The sequence below is a fragment of the Lentzea sp. genome, assembly GCF_036380075.1.
Classification (GTDB): Bacteria; Actinomycetota; Actinomycetes; order Mycobacteriales; family Pseudonocardiaceae; genus Lentzea.
Genome location: NZ_DASVFL010000324.1, coordinates 21441 through 30455, shown reverse-complemented (window position 1 = coordinate 30455; position 9015 = coordinate 21441). Strand labels below are relative to the sequence as shown.

Sequence of the window (9015 nt, the reverse complement as noted above, 5' to 3'; positions counted from 1 at the left end):
ACGGCCAGCTGCGCAGGCTCGTCGGCGGGTGCACGCCGAGCAGGACGTCGCGGATGATGCCGCCGCCCAGCGCCGTGGTGAGGGCCAGGATGATCACGCCGAAGACGTCCAGGCGGGCGCGGACCGCGGCCACCGCACCGGAGGCGGCGAACACGGCGATCCCGATCAGTTCCAGGACGATGAGCAGCACGAACGCACAGACTAGGGCCTGTGTCGAAGTCCCGTTCGATGAGAGCCGCGTCTGAGGTGGTTCCTGGCGGTGCGGCCGGGCGACCCGCGTACCGGTGTTGTACGTGGGTCGTCCGGCCGTGCCCCCGGGGGCCGCCTCAGGCCCGGCTGTCGCGAACATGGACTTCGACACAGGCCCTAGCGTTCGAGTTCGCAGGGGCCCGCCGCGGCGGACACGCAGGTCTGCACGAGCACGTGGGCGTTGGCGCTGTCCTCGGCCTGGGTGATCTCGCCGGTGCGCAGGTCCCGCACGGCTCCGGACTTCAGCGGCGTGACGCAGCCGAAGCAGATGCCCATGCGGCAGCCGGACGGCATCAGCACGCCGGCCTCCTCGCCGATGGTGAGCAACGGCGTGGCGCCGTCGGCGTCGACCGTCTTGCCGGTCTTGCCGAACGTGACCTCGCCGCCCTCGCCCGCCACGACGACCGTGGGCCGGAACCGCTCGGTGTGCAGGCGCTCGGCGATGCCGTGCTCGGCCCAGTGCGCCTCGGCGGCGTCGAGCAGGCCGGCCGGGCCGCACGCCCAGGTCTCGCGCTCGGCCCAGTCGGGGACGTGCTTCCCGAGCTCGGCGACGTCGAGCATGCCGTCGGTGTCGGTGTGCAGCTCGACGAGCGTCAGCGCCTTGTCCGCGACGAGGTCGTGCAGGTCGTTGCGGAAGATGACGTCTTCCTCGCGCGGGGCCGAGTGGACCATGACCACGTCGGTGAGCCGGGCGTCGCGCAGCATGCCCATCGCGGGCGTGATGCCGCTGCCGGCCGTGAGGTAGAGGACCTTGGCGGGCCTGGCGGCGGGCAGCACGAACTCGCCGGTGGCCTGGTCGAGCTGGATGACCGTGCCCGGTCTGACCTTGCGGACCAGGTGGTTGCTGACCTTCCCGTCGGGAATGGCCTTCACGGTGATCGTGATGCGCCCGTCCGCGCGGCTCGTCGGCGACGTCACCGAGTACGCGCGCCACAGGCGCACGCCGTCGACGTCGACGCCGATCCGGACGTACTGACCGGCGACGTGACCGCGCCAGCCCTTGCCGGGCCTGATCACGATGGTCGCGGCGTCGTCCGTCTCCCGGTGGACGGCTTCGATGCGTCCCCGCAGGTCAGCGCCCGCGCGGAGCGGGCTGACCAGGTCGAGGTAGTCGGACGGCAGCAGTGGCGTCGTGACCAGTTCCAGCAGTTTCCACGCCCTGCTGCGGAGGGCGGCACTCGTCATGACTCCAGCTTGATGCGCCTCAGGGCGTAAAGTCCTGTCCGTACGACGTGAATCTGCTCGGCCGAATTGTTCGCGGGGAACAAATCGTGAGTCATGCAATACAGCGGGCCACCGAATTGGCCCTGGACGAGAAAACAGTCACGGCGCTGCGCGCGGTCCTGCGGACCACGGCCGACGAGGTCGTGCAGGCCATCATCGACGAGGTCCCGAGCTACGCGAACGCCCTCTCGGGCCGCATGGGCGGCACGATCCGCCGCGCGGTCCGCACAGCGCTCGGACACTACCTCGACCTGGCGGGCGGCACAGCCACCGGCGGCGACGCGAGCGACGCGGCCTACGAGCTGGGCCGCGGCGAGGTCCGCGACGGCCGCTCGATGGACGCCCTGCTCAGCGCCTACCGCGTGGGCGCACGGGTGGCCTGGCGAGGCCTCGCCGCGGGCGCCGTGCCGGCAGGCCTGCCCGCCGCCGAGGTGGCGAAGTTCGCCGAGCTGACCTTCGCCTACATCGACGAGCTCTCCGCCGCCTCCGCCGCGGGCCACGCCGACGAACTGGCGGCCCGCGGCCTGGCCCACGAGCGCCACCTGGAACAACTGGCCCGCGACCTGCTGGCCGGAGCCAGTACCGAGGTCCTGCTGGCCGCGGCCGGACGCGCCGCCTGGACGATCCCCACGACCCTGACCGTGGCACTGCTGCCCGCCGCCCAGGCCCGTCCCGCGTTCCGCTCCCTCGACGCGGGCACCCTGGTCCTCGACGACCTCCCGGACTCGCTGGGCGTGCTCCTGGTCCCGGACGCCGACCGCGCCCACCTGCTCCGCCAGCTGAGCGCCCGCCACGCCGTCGTGGGCCCGGCCAGGCCGTGGATGCGCGCGTCGACCTCCTACGCACGGGCCGTGCGCGCGCGCTCGCTCTCCCCCTCGATCCGCGACACCGAGGAACACCTCTCCGAGCTGGTGCTCACCGCCGACCCGGACGCCTACGCCGACCTCCGGGCCCGCGCCCTGGCACCGTTGCGCGCCCTGCCCGCCAGCTCGGCGCGGCGGCTGGAGGAGACGTTGCGGGCCTGGCTGCTGCACCACGGGCGGCGGGAGGAGGTGGCCACGGCCCTGTTCGTGCACCCGCAGACGGTGCGGTACCGGATGGGGCAGCTGCGGGACCTGTTCCCGGATCTCTCCTCGCCTCAGCGGGTGCTGGAGCTGACGCTCGCGGTGGGGCTGCCTGCGACGACGTGACCGCGTTCGCCCCGGAACAGGGTGAGCTCGAGCTGGCCGCGCGTGCACCGGTGCTCCCGCGCCCAACGGCCAAGAAGCGCGCAGTAGCGCTCGTAGGTCTCCGGCGGCCACCCGCCGTACCGGTTGAGCGAGGTCCAGCCGCACTGGTCGTGCAGCGCGGACGCCACGACCCGGTCGAGGATGGCGCACGGGTGCTCCGGCGCCCCTCCGCCCGCGAAGTACAGGAACTTCGTGAAGAACGACGGCCCGAACGACCGGATGGCGGTCTGCCCGCCCGGCCTCAGCAGCGCGAACGCGGCGGCCGGGTCGCGCCGCGACAGCTCCGCCGCCCTGGTGAGCAGACGTTCGCAGCCCGGCACGTCGGCGGCGACGCTGTCCAGGCGGCGCGAGTTCAGCCGCAGGTACCTGCCCGATCCCCAGGCCAGGGTGCGCCACAGCAGGGTGAACACGTCGGCAGGAGCCCAGACCTCCGCCCTCGTCAGCAGCTCCCCCGCGGGCGGCGTGCCGGGCAGCCGTCGCGAGCTGACCGCCTCGCGCCACCACTCCGCCTTGATCTCGACAGAGTGGTGTTCGACGGCGTGTGCGCGGACCTGGGCGGGATCGACCCAGGCGGGCAGCGTCAGCGTCGTGAGGTCCGTCATCGGCACACCGCCTGCATCGCGGCCCGCCCGCCGGCCCGTTACCGTGCGCCGTGACGCACGCCACACCCCCAAGAGAACCCACCGGGCCGTCCCCACGTCTAGCGGAGTGTGAGAGCCATCCGGGGTGAGCCGGCCCACCTGGACGAGGAACAGCTCGTGCGCCGAGTCGCGCGGGGTGACCGGCGCGCGTTCGAGGAGCTGTACCGCCGCACCTCGCCGTGGCTGACGATCCGGCTGCGCAGGCGGTGTGCGGACGACCAGATCGTCGCCGAGGTGCTGCAGGAGACCTACCTCGCGGTGTGGCGGGCGGCGGACGCGTTCGCCGGTGCGGCGGCCGGGGGCAGTGCGGTCGGGTGGCTGTGGACCATCGCGGCTCGGCGGTTGATCGACGCGTTCCGCAGACGTGCCCACCACGCGACGCCGCCGCGAGCCGCCGCGCCCGAGCACACCGCGCCCGCCGCCGACGAGGCCGTGCTGGACGGGGTGGTGGGTGACGAGGTCGGGGACGCGCTGCGGCGGCTCGCGCCGGAGTTGCGGCAGGTGTTGCAGGCGATGGTGCTGGACGGGTTGTCGGTGCGGGAGACGTCGTTGCTGCTCGGGGTGCCCGAGGGGACCGTCAAGACCCGCGCGCGGCGGGCGAGGATCGCGATGAGGGAGGCACTGGCATGACCGCACACCCCAGCGACCGGCTGTTGCGCCGGTACGCGCGTGGTGACGTCGACATCGAGGCCGACCAGGTGTGGGCCGTCGAGTCGCACCTGGAGACCTGTGCGCCGTGCCGGGGGCGGCTCAGTCCCGAACCGATCGCGCAGGCGGTGTGGGCGGACCTCGAACCGCTCCTGCGGAGCACGCCGCAGATGCCCGCGGCGCGGCGCCGGTTCACCGGGTGGGTGTCGCCCGCGGCCGGGCCGTGGCTGGCCATGATCCTGCTCGTCACGGCGGCCGCGGTGGCGCTCGACCAGGTCGGCGCGGCGGCGGGCGGGCGGGTGTCGCTGGTGTTGCTGGTCGCGCCGGTGCTGCCCGTGCTCGGGGTCGCGGCGTCGTGGAGCCGGTCGCTGGACCCCGCCTACGAGATCGTCGCCGCCACGCCGCGCGCCGGGTTGCCGTTGGTGTTCCGGCGGACCGCGACGGTGCTGGCCGTCGTCGTGCCGGGGCTGGCGGTCGCGAGTGTCCTGACGGGACTGGACCTGACGCTGTGGCTGTTGCCGTGTCTGGCTTTCACCATCGGGACGCTGGCTCTCGGCGCGCTCGTCGGCATCACGCGCGCGGCCGTCGCGCTCACGGTGGCGTGGGCCGTGGCGATCGTGGCGCCGACGATCGCGTACAGCCGGATGTCCTTCGCACTCGACGAGAACACCGCACCCGCGTGGGCCGTGATCCTCGCCGTCGGGCTGTTCGTGCTCGCACGGCGCCGCATGGCCTTCACCCGCCTGGAGGCGACCCGATGACCGCGCCCACCACCTACGCCTGGGAGATCGAGGCGAAGGACCTCCGGGTCAAGGCAGGCCGCAAGACGGCGGTCGACGGCGTCACGCTCACCCTGGGACGCGGTGTGCACGGACTGCTGGGTCCCAACGGCGCGGGCAAGACCACGCTCATCCGCGCGCTGGCGACAGTCCTGAAACCCAGCGGTGGCACGCTGTCCCTGCTGGGCGGCGGGAACCTCCACGCCCTCCGCGGGAGGATCGGCTACCTGCCGCAGGAGTTCGGGCACTACCGCCGGTTCACGGCACGGGAGTTCGTCGCGTACGTGGCGTGGCTGAAGGAGATGCCGGACAACGACATCCCCGGTGCCGTGCAACGCGCCCTCGAACGCGTCGGGCTCGCCGACCGCGCCGACGACAAGCTCAAGACGTTGTCCGGCGGCATGGTCCGGCGCGTCGGCATCGCGCAGGCGATCGTCAACGACCCCGAGGTGCTGCTGCTCGACGAACCGACCGCGGGCCTCGACCCCGCGCAACGGCTGCGGTTCCGCGAGCTGCTCACCGAGCTCGGAACGGACGCGTGCGTGGTCGTCTCCACCCACCTGGTCGAGGACGTCGCCGCCGCGTGCACGGACGTGGTCCTGCTCAGCCGGGGGAAACTCGTCTTCCAGGGCACCCCGGCGCGGCTCGCGGCGGCCGGCACGGAGGACCACCCCGGCGCCAGCCCGATCGAACGCGGCTACAGCGCCGTTCTCGCCCTGCCCGGCCGCCCCGGCGCCTGGTGACAGTCCACACAGGACGAAGTGGCGCAGGTCACAGCGAACCGAGAACCTGAGGCGCGCCACCGCCGTCTTCCCGGTCGTACGCGGACATGACTCGAAGGAGAACAGGATGCGGGCGATCGAAGCCGACAACCTGGTCGTGCGGGTGGGCGGCAGGCGCGGCGGCCGCAACGCCGTCGACGGGCTGGACCTCAAGCTGGGCAAGGGAGTGCACGGGCTGCTGGGCCCCAACGGCGCGGGAAAGACGACGCTGATCCGGACCCTGGCGACCGTGCAGAAACCCAGCGCGGGCACGTTGTCGTTGCTCGGCACGCCGATCGGCGGCCGGCTGCGGCCCGTGCGGCGCAGGCTCGGCTACCTGCCGCAGCACTTCGGCTTCTACAAGCGGTTCAAGGTCCGGGAGTTCGTCGAGTACCTGGCCTGGCTCAAGGAGATGCCCGCCAAGGACATCCCGGACGCCGTGCACCGCGCGCTGGACCGGGTCGGGCTGACCGACCGGGCCGAGGACCGCATGAAGTCGTTGTCCGGCGGCATGGTCCGGCGCGTCGGCATCGCGCAAGCCATCGTCAACGATCCCGAGGTGCTGCTGCTGGACGAACCCACGGTCGGGCTGGACCCCGCGCAACGGCTCCGGTTCCGCGAGCTGGTGGCGGAGCTGGGGCAACGGTCGTGCGTGCTCATCTCGACGCACCTGGTCGAGGACGTCGCGGCGGCCTGCACCGACGTGGTGCTCGTGTCCGAGGGAACCCTCGTCTTCCAGGGCACCCCGGCCGACCTCGTCGGCGCCGGCACCAGCGACCACGTGGGCGACAGCCCGATCGAACGCGGCTACTCGGCGCTCATCAGCGCGAAGACCGGGGGTGCCTGGTGACCGGGCTGCGCATCGAACTGCGGCGCTCGACCGCGCTCTGGGCCGGGCTCGTCGTGCTCGTGTCCGGCGCCGGGATGCTGGCGCTGGTCATGTCGGAGAGCGCCGAGTGGACGGGCAACTCGACGACGGCGCTGCTCGGGCTCCGCCTGCCGCTGGCGTACGTGTGGGCCCTCGTGGTGGGTCTCGCGGTCCTGCAGGGCATGCGGGACGGCCGGGCGGGCGTGACCGAGCTGTTCACCGCCACCTCCCGGCCCGGCTGGGTCCGGCTCGGCACGCTGGCGGCGGCCGTGGCGGGCGTCGTCGCCGTGGCGGCCCTGCTCCTCTGCGCGGGACTCGTGGCCAACGTCGCGTTCAACGGGGGCTTCGTCTCGGTCGGGTTCGTGCCGCTGATGCTGACCGCGGTGCTGGCACTGGCGTCGAGCGCGCTGCTGGGCATGGCGATCGGACGGATGCTGCCGCACCCGCTGACCGTGCCGGTGGCGCTGGTGGCGACGTTCATGCTGGCGACCGCGGAAGGACGGGCCCTGGAGGCGCAGACCCCCGACGACAGGATCTCCCCCTTCGCCCTGCTCGCGCCCGTGTTCGACCCGCCGAGCTCGGACCTCGTCACCACGTCCACCTCCGTCGACGTCGGCCAGCTCGTCTGGTTCACCGGCCTGGGCGTGACGGCGTTCCTGCTGCTCGTGGCGCGGACCGCCGCGGGACGGCTGACGGCGCTCGTGCCGGTCGTGCTGGCCGGCGCGCTCGCCCTGGCGGTCCTGCCGGTCAAGTTCGCCGACGTGCTGGTCACGGACTCCATCGCGGGCGAGCTCGTCTGCGACGGGCCGGTGTGCGTGAGCCGGGCGCACGAGGCCTCGCTGCCGACGGCGGCCGCGGCGGGCAAGAAAGCGCTGGCCGAGCTCGCGGTGCTGCCGGGCGCGCCGTCCGAGGTCCACGAGGACACCTCGGCGATGGCCCACCTGGTCGTGGCACCGCGCAGCAGCAAGGTCGTCTTCCTGTCGGCCCGGGGCCGTCCCGGGGTGCTGACGATGACCGCCGAGCAGATCCGGCTGGAGCTGCTCGCCGGAGCGGGCGTGGCCGGCTGTGCCACGCCGGACAGGTTCGACACCAGGGAAGGCATCGTGCGCTACGTGACGGCCGGCTACTTCAACGGCGGCCTGGCGCCGCTCGCGTCCGACCCGCACACGTGGAACAACAGCAGGCTGCGCGCCGAGGTCGACGACGCCTGGCAGGCGTTCCGCGCCCAGCCGGAGCCCGAGCAGCGCAACCGCGTGGCGAAGGTGCGCGAGATGCTGCTGGCCTGCGACGACTCCGAGGCCGTCCTCGCCGCGCTGGCGGCACGATGAGGCCCCTCGCGCTCTATTCCAAGTCACGCGGCATCCCTGCCGCGCTCCTCGCCCTGCCCGTGGTCGTCCTGGCGGCGTGGTCGGTCCTGCACGACCCGTGGACGGCCCTCAGCGCCTCGCTGACGGCGCTGGCCGGGGTTCTGGTCGTCGCTGTCGGCCTCGCGGGCCAGGACCCGGAGCTGGACGCCTCGACCGCCGTGCCGTGGCCGGTGTGGAGGCTCGGGCACCTGCCGGTCGCCACCGCACTGGCCGCAGCAGCCGTGCACCTCGTCCAGGGGTTCGGGGACGCTCCCCCGGACGCCGCGTTCGTGCTCCGCGACGCCGCCGGGATGGCGGGTCTCGCCGGGCTGGCGGCGACGGTCGCGGGCGCCCGGCTGGCCGCCGCCGGACCGGTGCTGTGGTGGGCGGTGAGCGCGATCATGCCGGCGGGCGAGTCGCTGACCTGGCGGATCGTGACGTGGCCGACCGGGGCGTCGGACGACCCGGTGACGCGGTGGACGGCGGCGGTGCTGTTCGCCGCCGGGGTCGCCGCCTACACGGTGCGCGGCGGGCGCCGCTGAACCGGCCGGACCGGTTGTCCGTATTCCACCGGTGTGACCCGATTCGTCCTCGTCGCGGTGCTCCTCGGCCTCGCCGCCTGCTCGGCCGCACCGGCGGAGGAGACCGCCACCCCGCAGGAACCGGAGGCGGTCTCCGGCCCCGTGGCCGGACCCACCGCGGTCCTGCCGGGCGACATCGCGACACTGCAGGTGGTGGACTCGCGGCTCGGGAAGGTCGTCGCTGACCGCGACCAGTACACGCTCTACCTCAACACCGAGGACGACGCGGTCCCGACGTGCGTCGAACCTCAGTGCACGCTCGTCTGGCCGCCGTTGCTGGCGGCGGGCGGCAAGATCGAGGCTCCGGGCCTCGACCAGGGCCTCCTCGGCACGGTGAAACGCCCGGACGGCCTGGAGCAGGTGACCATCGCCGGCCACCCCGTCCACCGCTACGTCGACGACGAGCAGGCCGGGGACACGACGGGTCACGGCGTCGACGACCGCTGGTACGCCGTCGCACCGAACGGGTCCAAAGCCTCGCCGTAGGGCCGAAACCGAGCGCTGACAAGACGTAACACCCGCGACACCCACCGGAACCGGCTGCCGGGAAGGGCAGCCGGTTTGTCGCGTTCGAGAGGGTCGAACCGCATCTCAACCGATTCGTTTGTACCGGAAATCCCGAAACCGGTATCGCGCGGAACCGGTTTCAGGTATCAACTGTGAGAGCGCTCCCATAGACGCTGCCGCCG

11 protein-coding genes are annotated in these 9015 nt (G+C 73.1%); 8 read left to right on the top strand and 3 right to left on the bottom strand.

The features are described from left to right. Both VF330_RS34315 and VF330_RS34310 read right to left on the bottom strand, forming a co-directional pair. Positions 1-190: TRIC cation channel family protein (locus VF330_RS34315; protein WP_330855882.1), on the bottom strand; the 190-nt coding region annotated here is incomplete at its 3' end. Between the two features lie 176 nt (positions 191-366). Beyond that, the gene (locus VF330_RS34310; RefSeq protein WP_330855881.1) at positions 367-1434 is read right to left on the bottom strand and encodes a ferredoxin reductase; all 1068 of its coding nucleotides are present in this window, start codon (positions 1432-1434) and stop codon (positions 367-369) included. Positions 1435-1520: 86 nt separating this feature from the next. Here VF330_RS34310 and VF330_RS34305 point away from each other — a divergent pair, with 86 nt between their 5' ends. Further along, a complete protein-coding gene (locus VF330_RS34305) occupies positions 1521-2663 on the top strand; it encodes a helix-turn-helix domain-containing protein (protein ID WP_330855880.1) in 1143 nt (380 codons plus the stop codon). On the opposite strand, the gene VF330_RS34300 is transcribed toward VF330_RS34305, so the two are convergent. Beyond that, positions 2612-3304, bottom strand: a complete 693-nt coding sequence (locus VF330_RS34300) for a hypothetical protein (RefSeq protein ID WP_330855879.1) — start codon at positions 3302-3304, stop codon at positions 2612-2614. The genes VF330_RS34305 and VF330_RS34300 overlap by 52 nt on opposite strands. Positions 3305-3421: 117 nt before the next feature. Here VF330_RS34300 and VF330_RS34295 point away from each other — a divergent pair, with 117 nt between their 5' ends. From VF330_RS34295 to VF330_RS34265, 7 genes are all read left to right on the top strand, one after another. Beyond that, positions 3422-3973: an RNA polymerase sigma factor gene (locus VF330_RS34295; protein ID WP_330855883.1), complete on the top strand. Its 552-nt coding sequence runs from the start codon at positions 3422-3424 to the stop codon at positions 3971-3973. Beyond that, positions 3970-4752 (top strand): zf-HC2 domain-containing protein, encoded by a 783-nt coding sequence (locus VF330_RS34290; protein WP_330855878.1) that lies wholly within the window; start codon positions 3970-3972, stop codon positions 4750-4752. Before VF330_RS34295 ends, VF330_RS34290 begins: the two co-directional genes overlap by 4 nt. Further along, on the top strand, positions 4749-5513 hold the full coding sequence (locus VF330_RS34285; RefSeq protein ID WP_330855877.1) for an ABC transporter ATP-binding protein: 765 nt from the start codon (positions 4749-4751) through the stop codon (positions 5511-5513). The genes VF330_RS34290 and VF330_RS34285 overlap by 4 nt, the downstream gene beginning before the upstream one ends. Before the next feature lie 106 nt (positions 5514-5619). Then, positions 5620-6381 carry an ABC transporter ATP-binding protein gene (locus VF330_RS34280; protein ID WP_330855876.1) on the top strand — a complete coding sequence of 254 codons (762 nt, stop codon included), beginning with the start codon at positions 5620-5622 and terminating at the stop codon, positions 6379-6381. After that, positions 6378-7727 carry a hypothetical protein gene (locus VF330_RS34275; protein ID WP_330855875.1) on the top strand — a complete coding sequence of 450 codons (1350 nt, stop codon included), beginning with the start codon at positions 6378-6380 and terminating at the stop codon, positions 7725-7727. Before VF330_RS34280 ends, VF330_RS34275 begins: the two co-directional genes overlap by 4 nt. Next, the gene (locus VF330_RS34270; protein ID WP_330855874.1) at positions 7724-8287 is read left to right on the top strand and encodes a hypothetical protein; all 564 of its coding nucleotides are present in this window, start codon (positions 7724-7726) and stop codon (positions 8285-8287) included. The genes VF330_RS34275 and VF330_RS34270 overlap by 4 nt, the downstream gene beginning before the upstream one ends. A gap of 33 nt (positions 8288-8320) precedes the next feature. Then, entirely contained in the window at positions 8321-8812 is a 492-nt protein-coding gene (locus VF330_RS34265) for a hypothetical protein (RefSeq protein ID WP_330855873.1), read from the top strand. The last annotated feature ends 203 nt before the right edge of the window (positions 8813-9015 follow it).

Coding starts and splice junctions, on each gene's coding strand:
- VF330_RS34310 (WP_330855881.1), bottom strand. CDS start 1,434: ATGACGAGTGCCGCCCTCCGCAGCAGGGCGTGGAAACTGCTGGAACTG.
- VF330_RS34300 (WP_330855879.1), bottom strand. CDS start 3,304: ATGACGGACCTCACGACGCTGACGCTGCCCGCCTGGGTCGATCCCGCC.
- VF330_RS34290 (WP_330855878.1), top strand. CDS start 3,970: ATGACCGCACACCCCAGCGACCGGCTGTTGCGCCGGTACGCGCGTGGT.
- VF330_RS34285 (WP_330855877.1), top strand. CDS start 4,749: ATGACCGCGCCCACCACCTACGCCTGGGAGATCGAGGCGAAGGACCTC.
- VF330_RS34280 (WP_330855876.1), top strand. CDS start 5,620: ATGCGGGCGATCGAAGCCGACAACCTGGTCGTGCGGGTGGGCGGCAGG.
- VF330_RS34270 (WP_330855874.1), top strand. CDS start 7,724: ATGAGGCCCCTCGCGCTCTATTCCAAGTCACGCGGCATCCCTGCCGCG.